The 5,930-nt window shown below is 62.9% G+C and carries 4 protein-coding genes, 1 tRNA gene, 1 pseudogene and 1 riboswitch; of the genes and pseudogenes, 5 read left to right on the top strand and 1 reads right to left on the bottom strand.

Going from position 1 to position 5,930, the window contains the following annotated elements; translation table 11 throughout:
- Positions 1 to 211, top strand: a pseudogene (locus WBB85_RS14815) (replication restart helicase PriA); the annotation flags it as partial.
- A gap of 124 nt (positions 212 to 335) precedes the next feature.
- Positions 336 to 409: transfer RNA gene (locus WBB85_RS14820), tRNA-Arg, on the top strand.
- Between the two features lie 434 nt (positions 410 to 843).
- Here the strand turns inward: WBB85_RS14820 and WBB85_RS14825 are convergent.
- Positions 844 to 1,413, bottom strand: coding sequence for a gamma-glutamylcyclotransferase family protein (locus WBB85_RS14825; RefSeq protein WP_432639374.1), 570 nt, complete (start codon positions 1,411 to 1,413; stop codon positions 844 to 846).
- 122 nt (positions 1,414 to 1,535) lie between these two features.
- Positions 1,536 to 1,633: riboswitch (glycine riboswitch) on the top strand.
- 151 nt (positions 1,634 to 1,784) lie between these two features.
- On the opposite strand from WBB85_RS14825, the gene gcvT reads away from it, so the two are divergent.
- The 3 genes from gcvT to gcvP form a co-directional block, all read left to right on the top strand.
- On the top strand, positions 1,785 to 2,912 hold the full coding sequence (gcvT, locus tag WBB85_RS14830) for a glycine cleavage system aminomethyltransferase GcvT (RefSeq protein ID WP_432639375.1): 1,128 nt from the start codon (positions 1,785 to 1,787) through the stop codon (positions 2,910 to 2,912).
- Positions 2,913 to 2,931: 19 nt separating this feature from the next.
- Entirely contained in the window at positions 2,932 to 3,291 is a 360-nt protein-coding gene (gene gcvH / locus WBB85_RS14835; RefSeq protein WP_432639376.1) for a glycine cleavage system protein GcvH, read from the top strand.
- 11 nt (positions 3,292 to 3,302) lie between these two features.
- A partial coding sequence (gene gcvP, locus WBB85_RS14840) for an aminomethyl-transferring glycine dehydrogenase (RefSeq protein ID WP_432639377.1) occupies positions 3,303 to 5,930 on the top strand: 2,628 nt, incomplete at its 3' end.

Consider the following 5,930-nt stretch of genomic DNA (forward strand, 5'->3'; position numbering starts at 1 on the left):
CGACGCGCCCTTGCGCCGGATCGGGGCGCAGGTCTTCGGGCCAGCACCGGCACCCGTGGCGCGGGTCAGGGGACGGCACCGGGTGCGATTGCTGGTGAAGGCAGCCAAGGGCGTGGCGCTGCAAGCCGCACTTGCCGAATGGGTGGGGCAGTTCCGCGCACCCAACAACCTGCGCCTCTCGATCGATATCGACCCGCAGAGCTTTTACTGAGGCCTGCGCCGGAAAAGCCCATGTCGATAGCCGATCCCGGGCCCGCACACATGAAGTGGATCTGACCTTCCGTCATGCGCTTGCCCAAGAGGTGGCGACCGACTAAACGTCATTCCACGCACGAGGCCCCTTAGCTCAGCTGGATAGAGCAGCCGACTTCTAATCGGCAGGTCGAGGGTTCGAATCCTTCAGGGGCCGCGTGCGGCGGGCATTTGTCGGTTACAACATGCCTTTTCCGGGTTTCATACCATCCCCTTTCCAAACGGGACGTTTCCAGAGGGGTTGAGTGCTACCTGAAACTGCTTAACTATCTATTTTAAATCGAAATTATTTCTCTGGAGCTGCACTGGCTATGCGTCCTGACCCCAGGTGATGCGTAATGTTTCGAGTTAAACGCGAAACGCTGTAGCAAGCCTCACCTCCGCCGCTAGCCCTGTCGGGAAGCGTGAGATTTTGGTGTCGGAGCAGTAATGCCCACACCCCACAGTCCCGGACCTGATCCGGGACCTCCAAGCGCTGACTTTTGGCAAAAGCTGCGGATCGGCATGACCGGCGCAGTTCAGCCTCTTTGCATCGGGCAGTCGTGGCTGTGGACCATGGTCACGCGGCAGATGATTTCGGACAGGCGGGTATCAGGTGCAGATGCGCGCAAGGCCGAGTTGCCCGGTGTGATGATCTGTCAGTGCGCGTTCGGCGGCGGATGTTGGTTGGTGACGGGGATATTGCGGTGCCGCCCGGTCGTCGAGGATTGCGGTCCAGCCGGAGGTGGTGGCGAAGAAGCGGGCAACGCCCGGCGCGCCGAATTCACACAGGAAGCCCTGCACGACCGTGTCGAGATAGCTGAGCAGGATCGGGTGGTGGCCGGGCGGAAGGCCGTGGGCCTCATCGACCGCGTAGATCTCGATCCGCTGCGCCCAGTCCGGCGCGGTGGCGACATGGGCATGCGGGACCGGGTGGCGGCGATAGGCCGCTTCGCGCTGGTCAAGAAGCGCCCAGTCATCGTTCGGCACGGCGGCGATCAGCCCGTCGATTTCGGCATTGGCCGGTTCGGCGGATAGATAGGGCCAGTCGCGCAGGCGCGTGTGCCGCCAGATCCGGCGCCAGCCTTTCACTGTGGCGGCCTCACCCGGCGCGTAGTCATGCGTTGCCCGATTGACGAGCGAGCCATAGCCGAAGAAGGCGGGATGCTGGATCAGGGTCATTCTGCGCGCGAACAAAAATGATGCATGGGTAAGGATGTTACGCCAGCGGATCGCTGTTGCGCAAGAATGTATCCCATTGCATACAGGCTTGCCAGAGTGACAGTGAAGCGGGTATTTGTACTGCGTCAGATCCGGGAGAATCCGGAAGGGGAGAGCCCCGTCTGGTGCCGAAGGAGCAACCGCCCCGGTAAACTCTCAGGCAGAAGGACCGGTCTGACGACGGAAACTCTGGAGAGATCCCGGATCGAAGTCCGGGACGCCGAAGGGATAACGATCTCAGGCGAAAGGACAGAGGGGGCATCGGAATGGGCGGCTTGACCGCCCTTGGCGATGCCGGACAGCATGAACCGGCGTGAATTAGGGGGGGCGGTATGACCGACCTGAAACGTACGGTTCTTTACGATCTGCATATCGAATTAGGCGGCAAGATGGTGCCCTTCGCGGGCTACGAGATGCCGGTGCAACATCCGATGGGCGTGATGAAGGAACATCTTCACACGCGCTCTGGTGCCGGGCTTTTCGACGTCAGCCATATGGGCCAGATTCTGATGAGCGCGAAATCGGGCGCGGTCGAGGATGCGGCCTTGGCTTTGGAAACGCTGGTGCCGGTCGATATCCTCGGGCTGAAGGAAGGCCGACAGCGCTACGCGCTGTTCACCAATGACGAAGGCGGGATTCTGGATGACCTGATGGTCGCCAACCGGGGCGATCACCTGTTTCTGGTGGTTAATGCCGCGTGCAAGGATCAGGATTTCGCGCATCTGAAGGCGCATCTTGGCGAGACCTGCGATCTGGGCATGATCACCGACCGCGCGCTTCTGGCGCTTCAGGGACCGGCGGCCGAGGCGGCTCTGGCCCGGCTGGTGCCGGATGTGGTCGATCTGAAATTCATGGATGTCGCCATCCGGCAATGGGATACGGCCGAGCTGTGGATTTCCCGCTCGGGCTATACCGGCGAGGACGGCTTTGAAATCTCGGTGCCCGAGAAATTCGCGGTCAGCTTCGCCCGCGCTCTTCTGGCGATGGAGGAGGTGGCACCCATCGGGCTCGGCGCCCGCGATTCGCTGCGGCTGGAGGCGGGCATGTGCCTTTACGGCCATGACATCGACACCACCACGAGCCCTGTCGAGGGCAATGTCACCTGGGCCATCCAGAAGGCGCGGCGCGCCGGTGGTGCCCGCGAAGGCGGCTTTCCGGGGGCGGAACGCATCCTGAAGGAACTGGCCGACGGCCCCGCCCGCCGCCGCGTGGGGCTGCGCCCCGAGGGCCGCGCGCCAATGCGCGAGGGGACGGAAGTGTTCGCCGGTCCCGAAGGTGGTGCGGCCATCGGCACGATCACCTCGGGCGGCTTCGGCCCCTCGATCGAAGCACCGATGGCGATGTCCTATCTGCCCGCCGATCTGAGCGAAGGCACCACGGTTTATGGCGAAGTCAGGGGCAAGCGCCTGCCCGCCGTGATCGCACCGATGCCGTTCCAGCCCAATCAATACAAACGTTAACCAGCAGGGGAAAAGACCCATGAAATATACCGAAGATCATGAATGGCTCCGCGTCGAAGGCGATGTCGTGGTTGTGGGGATCACCGACCACGCATCGGAACAGCTTGGCGATGTTGTGTTCGTTGAACTGCCCGAACCTGGCACGAGCGTTTCGAAGGGCGATGAGATCGTGGTGATCGAAAGCGTCAAGGCGGCCTCTGATATTACGGCGCCGCTCGATGGTGAGATTGTCGAGGTCAATTCGGACGTCGCCGACAACCCCGGCATGGTGAACGAGGACCCGACCGGCAAGGCCTGGTTCTTCAAGATGAAGCTTTCGGACATGTCCGCGCTCGACGGGCTGATGGACGAAGCCGCCTATAACGCGCTGATCGGATAAGGACGCGAAAGATGCCCTTCACCCCCACGGACTACCTGCCCTACGACTTCGCCAACCGCCGCCACATCGGCCCGTCTCCGGCAGAGATGGAGGAGATGTTCAAGGTGCTGGGGGTGAAGGACCTCGATGAACTGATCGACCAGACGATCCCGAAAAGCCTGCGTCAGGAAAAGCCGCTCGACTTCGGCAAGGCCAAGTCGGAACGCGAACTTTTGTGGTTCATGCGTCAGGTCGCGAAGAAGAACAACGTCTTCACCTCGATGATCGGCCAGGGCTATTACGGCACCGTCTGCCCGCCCGCGATCCAGCGCAACATCCTTGAAAACCCGGCCTGGTACACGGCTTACACGCCCTATCAGCCGGAGATTTCGCAAGGCCGCCTTGAGGCGCTCTTGAACTTCCAGACCATGGTCTGCGACATGACCGGTCTTGAGATCGCCAATGCCTCGCTTCTGGATGAGGCGACGGCGGCGGCGGAAGCCATGACCATGGCGCAGCGCACGTCGAAGTCGAAGGCCACCGCCTTTTTCATCGACGAGAACTGCCATCCGCAGAATATCGAGGTGATGAAGGTCCGCGCCGCCCCCATCGGCATCGAGATCATCGTGGGCAATCCTGCGGATATCGAATCCGACAAGGTGTTCGGTGCGGTCTTCCAGTATCCCGGTACCTATGGCCATCTCACCGATTTCACACCCCATATCGCCAAGCTGCATGAGGCGGGCGCGCTCGGCATCGTCATCGCCGACATCATGGCGCTGACGCTGCTGAAGGAGCCGGGCGCGATGGGCGCGGATATCGCCGTCGGCTCCACCCAGCGCTTCGGCGTGCCGATGGGCTTTGGCGGGCCGTCGGCGGCCTATATGGCCTGCAAGGACGCGCATAAGCGCAACATGCCTGGCCGGATCGTCGGTGTGTCCATCGACGCGCAGGGCGGTCAGGCTTACCGCCTGTCCCTGCAAACCCGCGAACAGCATATCCGCCGCGAAAAGGCCACGTCGAATGTCTGCACCGCGCAGGCGCTTCTGGCCAATATGGCGTCCTTCTACGCGGTCTACCACGGGCCGGAAGGCTTGCAGGCCATTGGCCAGCGCATCCACCGCAAGACGGTGCGCGTGGCGCGGGGGCTTGAGGCGGCGGGCTACAAGGTCGAGCCCGAGCACTACTTCGACACGATCACAGTCGATGTCGGCCCGATGCAGGGCGCGATCCTGAAGGCCGCGCAGGAAGAGCGGATCAATCTCCGCAAGATCGGCAAGACAAGGGTCGGCATCTCGATCGACGAAACCACCCGGCGGCTGACCATCGAACGGCTCTGGCGGGCCTTCGGCATCGACCAGAAGGATGATGATCTGACGCATCACGCCAGTATTCCGGACGCGCTTGTGCGGACGTCGGAATATCTGACCCATCCGATCTTCCACCTGAACCGGGCCGAGACCGAGATGATGCGCTACATGCGTCGTCTGGCGGACCGCGATCTGGCGCTGGATCGGGCGATGATCCCCTTGGGGTCGTGCACGATGAAGCTGAATGCAGCGGTCGAGATGATGCCGATCACCTGGCCGGAATTTTCGAACCTCCACCCCTTCGCGCCATCCGATCAGACCGAGGGCTACAGGGAGATGTTCGACGATCTCTCGGCGAAACTCTGCGAGATTACCGGCTATGACGCGATGAGCCTGCAGCCGAATTCCGGCGCGCAGGGCGAATATGCGGGCCTTCTGACCATCGCCGCCTATCATCAGGCGCGGGGGCAGGGGCACCGCAATATCTGCATCATCCCGGTGTCGGCCCATGGCACCAACCCGGCCTCGGCGCAGATGGCGGGGATGAAGGTCGTCGTCGTCAAGTCGGCCGAGAACGGCGATATCGATGTTGAGGATTTCCGCGCCAAGGCGGAGGCGGCGGGCGACAATCTGGCCGCTTGCATGATCACCTATCCGTCGACACACGGCGTCTTTGAGGAAACCGTCCGCAAGGTCTGCAAGATCACCCATGATCATGGCGGGCAGGTCTATATCGACGGCGCCAACATGAACGCGATGGTCGGCCTTGTCCGGCCCGGCGATCTGGGCGGCGATGTCAGCCACCTCAACCTTCACAAGACCTTCTGCATCCCGCATGGCGGCGGCGGCCCTGGCATGGGTCCGATCGGCGTCAAGGCGCATCTGGTGCCGCATCTGCCCGGTCACCCGATGACCGGCGGCACCGAGGGTCCGGTCAGCGCCGCGCCCTATGGCTCGCCCTCGTTGCTGCCGATTTCGTGGGCCTACTGCCTGATGATGGGTGGCGAAGGGCTGACACAGGCGACGCGGGTCGCGATTCTGAACGCCAACTACATCGCCAAGCGGCTGGAAGGCGCGTTTCCGGTGCTCTATCGCGGGCGAATGGGGCGGGTGGCGCACGAATGCATCCTCGACGTGCGCCCGTTCGCCGACAGCGCCGGCGTGACGGTGGACGACATCGCCAAGCGTCTGATCGACTGCGGTTTCCACGCGCCGACGATGAGCTGGCCGGTGGCGGGCACGCTGATGGTGGAGCCGACGGAGAGCGAGCCCAAGCCCGAGCTCGACCGCTTCGTCGACGCGATGCTGGCGATCCGCGAGGAGATCCGGGCGGTCGAGGCGGGCGAGATG

Source organism: Albidovulum sp. (assembly GCF_049646345.1).
In the GTDB taxonomy this organism is placed as follows: Bacteria; Pseudomonadota; Alphaproteobacteria; order Rhodobacterales; family Rhodobacteraceae; genus Albidovulum.

Coding starts and splice junctions, on each gene's coding strand:
- WBB85_RS14825 (WP_432639374.1), bottom strand. CDS start 1,413: ATGACCCTGATCCAGCATCCCGCCTTCTTCGGCTATGGCTCGCTCGTC.
- gcvT (WP_432639375.1), top strand. CDS start 1,785: ATGACCGACCTGAAACGTACGGTTCTTTACGATCTGCATATCGAATTA.
- gcvH (WP_432639376.1), top strand. CDS start 2,932: ATGAAATATACCGAAGATCATGAATGGCTCCGCGTCGAAGGCGATGTC.